This window comes from Natrinema salsiterrestre, from assembly GCF_029502005.1.
Taxonomy (GTDB): Archaea; Halobacteriota; Halobacteria; order Halobacteriales; family Natrialbaceae; genus Natrinema; species Natrinema salsiterrestre.
This window is the reverse complement of sequence record NZ_JAMQOT010000010.1, coordinates 21,375-33,071: the sequence shown is the minus strand read 5'-3', so window position 1 is coordinate 33,071 and position 11,697 is coordinate 21,375. Positions and strand designations below refer to the sequence as shown.

Annotated in this window: 8 protein-coding genes; all 8 read right to left on the bottom strand. The window is 59.3% G+C overall.

What is annotated here, in order from left to right; translation table 11 throughout:
* Positions 1–33: 33 nt before the first annotated feature.
* The 8 genes from NDI89_RS20260 to NDI89_RS20225 all read right to left on the bottom strand — a co-directional run bounded on the left by NDI89_RS20260 (position 34) and on the right by NDI89_RS20225 (position 11,696).
* Entirely contained in the window at positions 34–468 is a 435-nt protein-coding gene (locus NDI89_RS20260) for a toxin-antitoxin system TumE family protein (RefSeq protein ID WP_277524338.1), read from the bottom strand.
* An 8-nt stretch (positions 469–476) separates the two neighbouring features.
* Positions 477–1,010, bottom strand: a complete 534-nt coding sequence (locus NDI89_RS20255) for a DUF7342 family protein (RefSeq protein WP_277524337.1) — start codon at positions 1,008–1,010, stop codon at positions 477–479.
* A 156-nt stretch (positions 1,011–1,166) separates the two neighbouring features.
* Positions 1,167–1,460 (bottom strand): DUF8030 family protein, encoded by a 294-nt coding sequence (locus tag NDI89_RS20250; protein WP_277524335.1) that lies wholly within the window; start codon positions 1,458–1,460, stop codon positions 1,167–1,169.
* Between the two features lie 693 nt (positions 1,461–2,153).
* On the bottom strand, positions 2,154–3,665 hold the full coding sequence (locus NDI89_RS20245; RefSeq protein WP_277524333.1) for a primase-associated protein: 1,512 nt from the start codon (positions 3,663–3,665) through the stop codon (positions 2,154–2,156).
* Positions 3,662–4,546: a bifunctional DNA primase/polymerase gene (locus NDI89_RS20240; protein ID WP_277524332.1), complete on the bottom strand. Its 885-nt coding sequence runs from the start codon at positions 4,544–4,546 to the stop codon at positions 3,662–3,664. Before NDI89_RS20240 ends, NDI89_RS20245 begins: the two co-directional genes overlap by 4 nt.
* Positions 4,543–8,382 (bottom strand): ATP-binding protein, encoded by a 3,840-nt coding sequence (locus tag NDI89_RS20235; protein ID WP_277524330.1) that lies wholly within the window; start codon positions 8,380–8,382, stop codon positions 4,543–4,545. Before NDI89_RS20235 ends, NDI89_RS20240 begins: the two co-directional genes overlap by 4 nt.
* The gene (locus NDI89_RS20230) at positions 8,375–10,591 is read right to left on the bottom strand and encodes a VirB4 family type IV secretion system protein (protein ID WP_277524328.1); all 2,217 of its coding nucleotides are present in this window, start codon (positions 10,589–10,591) and stop codon (positions 8,375–8,377) included. Before NDI89_RS20230 ends, NDI89_RS20235 begins: the two co-directional genes overlap by 8 nt.
* Entirely contained in the window at positions 10,575–11,696 is a 1,122-nt protein-coding gene (locus NDI89_RS20225; protein ID WP_277524326.1) for a TraC-like domain-containing protein, read from the bottom strand. The genes NDI89_RS20230 and NDI89_RS20225 overlap by 17 nt, the downstream gene beginning before the upstream one ends.
* Position 11,697 lies beyond the last annotated feature (1 nt).

The window sequence follows — 11,697 nt, the reverse complement described above, 5'->3', positions numbered from 1 at the left end:
GCGAGAAATAGTTGTTGGCCCCTGCTGGGTCGCCTACTCGTCCCACAGGACCGTGATCCGGTCTTCGATCTCATCGAGGACGAGCGCAACGACGTCACGATGGTCGTCTGGCCACGATGCGTCCTCGCCGGGCGTCGGGGCGGTGGGCGGGGGGTGGAAATGATCCCGTGTATTGTGCGGATTCGGGTGTCGGTCCCACCGACACTCCCAGGTGTGGTCCGCGTGCTGCTCTCGATAGTGGAGTTTGAAGTCGTCGTTCGTGTACCAACGGACCGTCAACTCCGCCTCGTCGACGGCTATCGGGTAGTACGACGAGGTAAAGACGACGTGGAGTTCCAGATGGCCGCTTGTATCCGTGACGGTCGCTCGAGAGACCTGCCTCGTCGCTTGGAGCCGCGTCTGGAGGAACTCGAGGATTGGACGATCGATGGGGGCAGGGCTCCCGCCATCGCCTGTCGGTGGCACCATCGAGCGGGCTACCCGGACGCCTGTTCGCGCTCGCCACCCGTGCGTTGCTGGCGCGCGCGTTCGTAGCGGTCACGCTCCTCGCGGGCGGTCGCCCAGTCAGCGAGGTCGCTGTACACGTCGTCGATGGTCCGCTCGTCGCTGCCCTCCGCGGCGGCGACGGCGTCGACGGCGGCCGGTGACGCGGCGTCGTACGTCGCCTCGTACTCGGTGATGCGTGTCGTCAGCTTACGAACGCGATCCTGCAGGTCCTCGACGGAATGGTCGGCTGCGAGCTGGTTGATGCGTCGCCACTCAAAATACGCGTCATTCCGTTCGTAGGTGGCCGGATGGCCATCGTGCCGGGTGACGATTCCCAAATCGTCGAACCAGCCAAGGTACTTCCGGGCGGTCTTGGGGTCACAGTCGGCGCTGTCGGCGATCGCGCTCGCCGTTGTCGGCTCGCGGGTCTGCAGGATGGTGCCGTAGATGCGTTGTTCGACGTCGTCGCTGCTGAACGCATCCTCGAAGGGAGGTGGCCCATCGGCGGCGTCTGTCTCGGACATACTCGGTATTGAAGGCTGAAGGATATAATTCTTACTTCGAGGAATAGTTTCTTGATCTGTGTAGCGTACCGGGTACCGGCTGTTGGCTTCGAAAGGAGCACGATATTAACCAACAACAGGTCTGGACTCAGGGTGTTGTTGGTTAACTCACTTAGATCAGTGCATCCGGAGCTTTCGAGCGGGTTTGACGCTGAACGTATCTGGGTTGTCGACCGGCACGTCGTGACTGCGATCAGTTGTCAGCGACGACGTCCGGGTGAATCGGGTGATGAGATCCTCGCGGACAGCCCGCCGACTGATCGTCGATTCGTGCCATCCGAGTCGATCGTCGTAGTGCCGTTTCCGGAACATCTCTCCGTTGTCGTCGATAGCGATGAACTGGGTTCGCTTTGCTCCCCACACGTTCGCAGAGACGTACTCCGCACCGACCTCCTCGTGGGTGAGTTCCACGAGGACACACTCGACAAATGAGACGATGGAGAGCTGACTTCTCTCGTTGGGAACCGTCAATTCGAGATCCGCCCACGGCACTTCGCTTGATTGTTCTATCTGTTCGCCACGTAGCCGCGATTGCTGTCGCTCGTGTTCTGAAGACATAGTAGTTCGGTGGGCGATCACTGCGCCCCCTCACCCCTCCTGGGGGTGAGAAAATCCACCGCGAATCGCGCCACTATCCAATGAGTAACTTCTGATATATCGGCTAGAGACGCTCGTCGTTTGCTGGCCCCTCGGCCGGAGAGAGCCAGCGGCATTTGCACCGGTGTACCCTAGCCTTACTTTGGATGATTTTGGAGGTGCAGAGAGTGATGAAACGGGCTTAGATTTAGCAAGAGGGGCGTCGGGCAGTTCTCAGCGGTTATTGATGTCCTCGACGTGTTCTAAGATACGGTGATTTGATGGGATTGTACTCGACGGGGTGGTGAAGTCCTTGAATTCGAGAGAATCGGATTCACATTGTAATTGAGGTTTGGTATAACTGACTGACGGCAAATGATGGGCTACATGATGTTGGTTCTAGTGACTCACCCGTTCTTGGCCAAATTGGTCGATACAAGGCCTGAAAAGTGGATGACGAGATTTCAATATCCGTCACATCCCCGTCTTTTGAATAATGGTGTGGTACCTGACAATCGACTGTCCGCGTTAGAACTCGTTTCCCTTACCCTCGGTTTCACTTAGTCGATTGTACATCTCATCCGGGAAGGGGAGACTCCCCCAAATCGAGTATGGACACTCATCCTGTCCGATGCAGTACCGCTGCATATCGTCGTTATCGCAGTTCATCGGAAGCGGGGTGTCGCCACCAATCGTATTCGAGAATTCGTAGCGAATCTGGTAGTCGGTGACCTGTTCGTCGTACCACGGCCATCGTGAGAAGATGTCCTTGAGATCCGCGACAATCGTCTCGAGGTCACTGTCTTGGTACTGGGGCAGCCACATCACCATCCGAGCAAAGCTGTACAGATCCTTTCGGACTGGCTTCTTTTCGTAGAGGCGTTCGGCCATGTTCGCCATACAGGGGAGCTCGAACAGATCTTCAATCGACTCGACGTCAAGAGGCTGTACGCCACGCGAAGACTCCTGAATCCGATAGTGGTTCGTATTTCCGTGCTGTCGGATAGTGAGATTCCGATGGTCGCGCTGGGATGCAAGAACATTCCCAAGACTCCGAGGACTAGAGATACGATCACATACGTCCCGATTCCAGTCCGCTTCTGGGTCGTAGGCCTCTACTGCTTCAAACAGCTCCTTCGCCGAGTGGAACTCCCCCAGTGAGACGACCTCATCTGGAACGTCTCGAATCGCGTCCCGGAGTACACGGATGGTCCGTTCACCGGGGTTCCAGTCTCGCCAGATTCGCTCGTGGTGTCCCGTCTCGATGAAGCGGTCGATGCGATCTGTGATGGCCGACTCATTCGTGCTCAGCCACGTCAGCTGGTCTTCTGAGAGATTCTCCTCCTGGACTCGCAGGAGCTTCTTGAACGCACGTCTGGCGTACTCGCGATACTTCGTGTCGAAATCACCGACCGGTACGTAGAGGCAGTTGTCCTTGATGCGAGTGAGCAGTTCTCCGGTCTCTCCTGGCTCGGGGTCGGCGTGAACGAGACAGTCCCTCGACGCCGCAGTCATCGGGATTTCGAGATACAACCCCTCACCAAACTCGGGCATCTCCTTGATCCCTGTACAAACGCGACCAGGGTGCGGACCATCCTCTCCGGGGCCTTTCGCGTATAGCACTTCTGCGATATCCTGTTGAAGACCCCCGTCACCGAATTCTCGAAGGAGGGACGCGAGATTGTTGACATAGAGCTCGCGAATATCGTAGAGGACCTGCACCTTTCGTGGTGGGGCGTGTTCGAACTTCGGGTGTGCTTTGACGCAGATCGCACTCAACGTTGCGAGGACGACGAGCGTTCCGGGATCGTCGACGAAAGGTTCCTCTGCGGCATTGGCCCTGACGTCTTCTTTGAACGCCGCTGTCCCGAATCGCTCGAGGTCGTTTAATAGATCGTCTGGTTGGTCTTCCCCGTCGACGATGTAGCGATTGTAGCCCCGCGTGAACAGCTGGTTGATTCGGGTCGTGCCGTATTCGAGTGGGAGCGTCGCAACGCGATAGGCGGTACTCTCGTCCTCGACAGGCGTCGACCGACTCATGACTGGAGCACCTCCGGTGTCGCAGACCGAACGTCGAAGGTCGGGCTCTCAATTGGCATGACGATGCTACAGACGTCAGCGTGCAACGAGTAGGGCAGTCGGGCGACTCGACGACGGTCGGCAGTAACCACTGGGTCGATAGGGATCCCGTAGGTGTCTTGCAGAAGGTCGTTCAGCACTTCTCGACTCTTGGCGTCGTACCGATGGGCAGGGTCCGTATCGAGGAGATATACGTGAACGCCCTGACCGCTGTACACCACCATCGTCTCCTCGGCATTGAAGTCGTCCTCGAAGATATCCCGTAGCTCGAAGCCGTACTCGATGGCCCGTTCGATATCCTCAAAGGCATACGGATATCCCTCGGGAGCGGCGTCGAGGATTCCTGCGGCGTTGAGGAGCGCATCGTTGTCCCGATCGTCGACGTCCTCCGAGACCGTACCCGCTGCTCGGTTCCTGGCGATGTCTTTCGCGTCGATGTCGACGAGGAGGACCCAGGGCCGCTCCCAGTGATCCAGCGCGTAGTAGACTGCATCAGGACACGGGTCTGGTTTGTCAAGCAGGTCGGGATCTGCGAGCGCGAAGTTACTCCGACCGAGTGGATCATTCCGTGCTGGATGCCGGATGAACTCGAGGACGTCGTCGAACTCCTGAAACGCTGCCGTGGTCCGCTCACCAGAGGTATTCGTCTGCCACGTATCTCGCCGAATGAAGTTCTTGTCGGGAACTCCGTCTTTCCGTACCGGGTGGGGTTCCCGAAACGCGAGTGCGTACTGTTTCGGTCCCTTCGCTGTGATGAACGACGGGAGTTCGTCACGGTATGAGGGAAACTCCTCGGCGTAGTACCGGTAGATCTCTTCGCGAGTTGCGTGACGCCACGTCATGTGTTCAACTCCTGGTCGAGTTTGTTGAAGCTCCGAACCGTCGTCAGCCCAGCTGCGTCGAACGATTCAACGGCCTCTCGAATGTCTGAGAACGACCGGGCCGCACGCCCGCCCACACTGCTTTCAATTCGATCAACCTCAGAGAGACAGTCCAGCACCTCGACGGCTGTCTCGCGTCTGTTGAACGCCCAGACAGCGTTCGCATCCACCGCACTCTGCTTGTCGTAGTCGTCGACCGGCGCGTGTTTGTTGTTACTTGCGAGTTCAGCTTCACCGACCCACACGAGTTCCCCGTCAGCATCGAGACCGGCAACATCGAACACCGTCTCCTCATCGTACTCATAGTAGGATTCGACCTGTGCGACGTCGTCGCGAGAGTCTAGCCATAGTTCGAGCAGCTTCACACCGACCTTGTGCGGCGTCTTCTCGCCGACATCTCCCTGACCAGGACCGACCTTGAGTTTCTGGCCGAGCAGTTCTCGCCCTGCCGGGAGTACGGTGTAGTACTTCCGACCGCACGCTCGTCCTTCCTCCAGCAGGTCTTGATCGACGAGTCGTTGCACGTCCAGGTCGTCAAAGTCGTTCTTGAACGCACTCATTGAATCCAAGAGTCCATGATCCGGTGCGTCACCATTCATGACGTCGAGAATGTGGGTCAGGAAGCGGATGTCGTCGTGAGTAAGCCTGCGCCGTCGAAGCTCGTCATCTGGGACGGTTACTCCACCAGCCTGTACTGGTGACGATCCGTTCTCGTCGACAGCTGTCTCCTCTTCTTCACCGACTAGATCTTCTGACTCAGGATCTCCAAAGAGCGGGTTGGTGGTGTCCCTGTCTTCCCCTTCGTTTCCTTCGTTTCGTTCGTTTCCTTCGTTCTCTTCGTTCTCTTCGTCGGCTGCTGAACCACTGGTTGCCTGTCCGATGAACGACGACTGCGTCGTGTCCACAGGACTAGCCGATTCTCTGGATGTCGACCGTTCATCCGTCGGTCTACTTCCCCATCCTTCGGTGTCTCCGGCCTCTGATTCGCTAGTGGCCTCAGCAAGCCCGTACTGGGCCTGTGTACGCTCCGAGAGGCGGGGGAGGGCCACGGTCTCGAAGTGGTCCTCCTGTTCGACAGAAAGCGGCTCGTCGCTCTCTGGATGGCCAGCTGCTATCGGGAGCGGCTTCACAGAGAATGGGGCTGGCCCCGTCTCCCCGAATGACGGGCTCGGGAGTTGTGCAATCCACTCCCCGCTAGGGAGCGTGTTAATCCGATTTCGCAGGTCAATGGGACTCAAGTCTTCGTGGGCCAGTGACTCGGCGAGGTCGCGTTCGATGGAGATGTTCCCGATGAGCTTCGTCTTGATGTTGTTGAGAACCTCGTCGTAGGCGCGCTCATTTCGATTTCGAACTTGGCCGGGGAACTGCATCACCAGTCCCATGCACAGGCCGAATGACCGTCCTTGTGGAAGCAATTGTTCGGAGACGAGTTTTGTCGAGGCCACAGGGGCGGCTTCCTCGATAATGAGGTTAGTGAGGTTCTCGTAGTCTGTCTTTCCATCACGCCGGCGCACTTGGACGGCGTCCCAGAGGTTACTCAACAGGAGGAGTGTGATTGCCCGCTGTGCCTCGGGACGCAGATCACCCAAGTCGAACAGAATCGTGGCGTCTTCGCCGAGGAATTCGCGGAAATCGAAGCGGTTGTCAATATAGTCTCCGTCATCATCCCGTTCCGGAACGTGACTGAAGATACGTCGCAGGTGCGCGTCTTCTCTGAGTTTATCGAGACGGTTCCCGACGGCGTCCATCGATACCTGGAACTGGTGGTCGTCCTTCGAGAAGTGCCGTGTGAGAGACTCCTCGACATTCTGATTCTCTGCAGAGACCGGAGGTACTGTCCGCTCGCGTTGCATCTGGAGTGCAGCCGTGAAGAGATCATCAAGGCCGAAGGCGTCGCTGCCGTACTCCTCATCGAAGAGCGCCTTGATCAGGTAGCTGAGGATCTCGTTTGCGACGAATGCCTGACCGTGCTGCTCGCGGCCCATAATCATCCGGAGGATGTCGTGGAAGTGGTCAACCTTATCCTGAATCGCATCCTCACGGCTGCGTCCGGCTTCCAGCGCGGGACGGATATCGAAGAAGGAGAACGCGGGGATGGCTTCCGGGACGCGAAACTGGTAGACGTCGTCCAACCCACCGAACTGCTCGTAGTGGCAGCGCAGATAGTTCTCGCACATGCCGTCGCCCTTCGGGTCGACAATGACGACGGGCCCGCCGGTCGTCTCTTGAAGTGAGAGGGCATCATTGATGATAGCTTTCGACTTTCCACCGCCAGTCGACGCGAAACGGCCGTAGTGCGTTGTCAACAGATCCGGCGGAATACGGATCGGATCCGGTCGCGGCTCGCCGTTCTCGTCGAGGGCATACCCGATGGCCATCCCGTCTTGGAACTGCTGAATCAGGTCTGGATTCGGCCACGGCAATGGATTTCTGCTCTGTTGCTCGGCTCGAGTGCCCCGTGTCCCCTCGACCGTCAATTGTTCAGAGGAGGGAACCAACACGAAGTTCGCGAGCTCCGTTCCACAGAGCACTAACTCGGGACGTATCTTGCCTCGTCCGGTCGTCAGTTCGCGGTCGAGGAGACGCTGCAGAGCGGCCCGTGCGTTCTTCGTCTTCGTTTTCTCCCGGAAACCACTGTCACGGAGGCGTTTCCCCTCGACTTCGTAGAACGGTCCATCAAGCGGGTCGAACACCGGGAGCAGTGAGTCCATGCGGGCATCGAGATCGTCACGAGTGTCCTCGGTAGGAACGCCGACAGCGCGGATATTGGCGGTGAACGACCGTTTGGCGTTCTTCGCGTCGATGTACTCGATCCGTTTCTCGACGGATTCGCTGATCTGGCGTTCGTCCTGGTCGCTCCGTTGGTCTTCGACCTCGAGCAACGATCCGACGACCTCCTGGAAGAACGTATCCCGGCCGTCGACGAGGTCTTCTTTCCGCACCTCCGCGTCGGCCTGCCAGCTGGATCGGCGTTGGAAGACGACCTGGAACGCGGTCGGCGCTGTTGCTTCCATCAGGTGATCGATCAGCGACGCCAGAGCTGAGCCCGATTGATCGACGGACGAGAGGTCACCGTTCGTTTCCTCCGCCGTGAACGGCGTCAGCGAGGTCATCCAGTCCTGCTTCCGCGTCGCGGAGCCACACCAGCGGACACCGAGTGGTGAGACGGCGTCTTTCGCCGGGCGAGCCAGAATCGTGCCTTCCGGTGTCATCGTCGGCTTCTCGATGGCCCACCGTTCCTCCTCGTCGTCTGGGAGTGCATCGGGCGGCGCTAGTTCGAGGACCGAGTCCCCGACAGTAACGTGGTGATCTGGTACTGTGGTGGACGCCGTACCGCCGTCGACAATCGGCTCTGCTTCGGCTGACTTGGTGTCTGCTGGCTCCTCGTCGATGAGATCGTACTGCTCCGCTGGACCGAACTCGTACTGAAGGCGACCGGCGTCGTAGTGCTCGACGAACTCCTGCGGTGTGTACTCGACCGGCTGAATGAGCCGGGCGACGACGTCAACATCGACGCGTTCGATGTTGAACGTTGCTGGGTAGATGGAACGGAGGCGCTTCTCGAGCGTATCGAGGTGTGCATCAACCCCGTAGAAGAACTCCACCGGATCGTCCGGGCCATTACTCATCGCGAGGAACTCGAACCGCGGCGGTGTCTCACTGTGGAGCGGATTCAGTGTCGCCCCGAGACTCGACGAACTGGGCGTGGTCAGTTTGTGGAGACTCTCGAGGACTCGAGAGATACGCTCCGGATCGAGTCGTTCGGACGTCGGCGTCACGCGAAGGTAGTCACCCATCGCTATCCCCCTCGGTAGACCCACCGTCCGGTTCGGCCGCAATGACGTCTGCGTCGTCGTCCTCGCCGTTCGTTGCTCGGTATTCGAGCTCCTCCTGGAATTCCTGTATCTCGGTATCAACGGCGCGGTCGCCGGCGCCAGGGAGCGAGGACCGAACCTGTGTGGTCGGGTCGAAGTCGATGATCTCCTTCTCCTTGGGCATCGCTTCGACCTTGATCCCACGCCACTCGCCGTCGACGCCGACCAGCGCTTCGGAGAAACCAGCGTCCTCGTTGCCAGGGACGGCATCTTGGACGAACCGCATCTGTGCATAGTTCAACCCGAACTCGTCGGCCCACTCCCTGTCCATTCCGTCCAATCGGTGGAACTGCTTGACTGCACACTGATCCAGAATCGCTTCGGACTCCGCGTGTTCGAAGAACTCGTCGACGGTCTGCGTGACCAGCCGGATCGAGAGGTCGTGGTGTCGATGGTGCCGGAAGACTGTCTCGAGGAACGCGAGACTCGCAGCGTCCTGCATAATGTATCTTGCTTCGTCGATGTAGAACACGACCTCCTTCTCCGAGACTTTTGCACGCTCGTAGACCAGCGAGATGAGCAGCTGCATCGTCAGTGCCGTACTACTGTCGACGCTGCCCTCCTGCTGGGCGAGGTCGAGGTAGATGACCTTCTCGTCGCGGATGTCGAAATCCGAAGGTTGCCCGAGATTGGCGTGCCGACCGCCCTCCTCGAAGGGGCGGAGCTGGTCGAGGAGCCACGTCGCATCCTCTTTGATCTTCCCTGCTTCCTCGTCAGACCGAACGACGAACTCCTCGGGCTCGTCGACCATCTCCTCGAAGATGTCCATCATGTCCCGGATGGTCGGACTCGGATTGCCGTGCGTGGTGATGTCGTCGGTGATGCCGTTGCGCTTGTACGCTCGCTTGAGACCGAGTTCGAGCGTCGTCCGGCGGTCGCCCAGTGAGATTCCACGAAGCGCGAAGAAGTTGGTGAGGAAGCTCATCGCGTCGTCGAGCTTCTCGTTGAACGGGCTGGCGTCCTCGCCCATCGCTCGCTGCACGTGCTCGGGGGTCTCCCGAATCTCTAGGGGGTTGAGGCCGAGCGTCCCACCGACGGTGATCCGCTTGGCATCCAGCGCCTCCGAGACGCCAGCCCAGTTGTTCAGCGGTTCGAGGATGATGCCGATGCGGTCCTTGCTCTGCTCGATCGACCGGATGAAGTTCTGCTTGGAGCTGAACGACTTCCCCGAGCCCGTGTCGCCGACGGTGAACATCGCGTACCCGTTGTCGCGAGCAAACGGATCGATGACGACCGGGCTCTGGTTGTCCTTGTGAATCCCGAACTCGACGCCGCCCTCCTCGAGGATCGTCGCATTGTGCGGCGAAGAGAGCAACGCTCCGACCGCGCCCCCGAGCGCGATGGACGTCCGGCCGAATTCGTTGTCACCGATGGGCGCGGCGGACTGGAGGGCGAGATCCTGCCGGCAGATTGCGGTCTTCGGCGTGAGGTTCGCCGGATCGTCGCGGAGCGCACTCTTGACCGTCTGAACGGCGTCCCTGAGCTCGTCTTTCTCGTCGGCCCGCACTGTGATGAACATACCCTGTCCGAAGACGCTCGCACCGTTCTCGACGGCTGTGTACGTCGCGGCGGCCTCATTGGCGCGCTCCTGCAGATAGGCACTCCGGACGCTCTGTTCGAGATCGGCGTCAACCTGAAGGTCGTCAGCGATGTCCTGCAGTTCATTCCGTGCCCGTTCCTGGTTCTTCGGTGTGATGTGGGCCGTCAGGTCGAACTGCACGTCGGTCATCTCGAAGAGCTCGCTGAGGTAGCCGTCGTTGGGATAGTCCGGATAGTCAGCGATGTATAGCGTCGTCGTCCACTGCTCCCCGACCCGTGCAGCTCGTGTTTCCCACTCGATGGCGGCCGGCGCCGTGACCGTCTTGTGTGACTCGGCGATGTCGTCGAGGAGCTGGCGTTCGGCGTGGCCGTCTTCGAGCGTTTCCTCCTCGAGCAGGTCCGAGAACTCGACCTCTTCTTCGTCGTCCTCGGTGTACCTGTTCCAGAGGAATTTCCCGACGGCGCCGAGGACGACAATGATCCCGACGTAGAGAGCCGCACCTTCGGCCGACGTCGGGTTCGAGAGCCACTCGACTGCTTGGCCGATAGCGCGGCTACCAGACTGGAGGGACAGATCACGCATTGTGGTCATCCTCCCGGCGTGAGTGGCCGATGATGGGTCGTTCGCGAACAACGCGTGCTGCCTCGTCGTAGTCGTGTTCGCGACCGTTCCAGAAGTCCATATTCAGGACGAACAGTTCTACCGTGCTGAGTCGACGCGCGGACCATCCGGATGCTTGCTGGACGAACTCGACTCGGACGTCGTTGACTCGGCTATCGAGCTTTTCGAACATCTGGGCGCGGCGCTCGACATCGGTGAGGTCCTCACGGCGAGTGACAAACGGATTGAACAGGAACCCGATAACGGGGAACTGCGTCAGCTTCTCGGCAGGAGTACCCTCGTCCCGGAAGCGATCGTAGACCTCCAGCGGCGTGACCTCGACGCCGATGTAGTACCGCACTTGCTGGATGCCCCGTTCGCGCATCTCCTTCGGCCGGGTCTCTCGGTACTCCTCGAGGAGTTCTTTGAAGATCGGATTCTCCGTGACGTCTTCGTCATTTAGTCGATCTTCGATAGTCTCCGTAATCTGTTCAACGGGGAACGAGCGGGTTGTCGCATGGAGTTTGAGCTTCGAGTCCAGTTCTTTGTTGGCGAACTTTTCCCCGGCTTCCTGGAGTTGGGCCCAGTCGTCGGACATCGCGAAATCCATGTTGTCCGGGTCAATCTCGATGAACGCCTCCATCGTCCCGTCGGCACGTTGAATCGCGCCAGCGCCCGGCCACGCTCGCTCGATGTTCGTGAGGTCCTGGGTTCGTTCGTCCGGCTTGAACGGCGTGTAGTTTGCGAGCCCGCCCTCGTTCCGCTCCGTCTCATTCGTGCTATTGTCGGCTTCTTCAGGTGCGCTGAACGTGATCTGAGGCCGCTTCGCGTAGCGATAGACGTCCTTCGTCCACGTCCATGCATTCACATGGTCGGGTGAGACGTAGACGATCGCGACGCCGAAGCCGAAGCCACCCGCGACGAATGGGAGAGCGAGTGATTCGATGCCGGTCAGGCCGGCGATGAACAGGCCGATGATCGGGAAGGCGATCAAGATGCCTACGTCACCCTCCTCGATGTTGAGATAGGGGATACGACTCTCCTCACCGAACTGATCCATGATACGCCGTGCGGCTGCGTCTTTATCGATCGACATC